We start from the raw sequence: 258 nt of genomic DNA on the forward strand, positions 1-258 counted from the left end.
AGGGGCAGGAAAATCTATTCTCCTTGATGCTTTATCGCTGGCTCTTGGGGGACGGGGAGATGCTTCGCTTGTGCGTCATGGTACTGATCGCGGGCAGGTCACCGCTATTTTTGATGTCCCTCTTTCACATCCTGCACGTCAGCTTATTCGTGAGAATGGTCTTGATGATGAGGGGGATATTATTTTACGGCGTGTGCAATCGAGTGATGGACGTAGTCGTGTCTTTATCAATGATCAGGTGGCGAGTGTTGCATTGAT

The 258-nt window shown here is 49.2% G+C and carries 1 pseudogene; it reads left to right on the forward strand.

Annotated elements, in window-relative coordinates:
- Positions 1–258, forward strand: a pseudogene (locus ACFINC_RS10665) (DNA repair protein RecN); the annotation flags it as partial.

The organism is Bartonella sp. AP58NXGY (assembly GCF_042195785.1).
Classification (GTDB): Bacteria; Pseudomonadota; Alphaproteobacteria; order Rhizobiales; family Rhizobiaceae; genus Bartonella.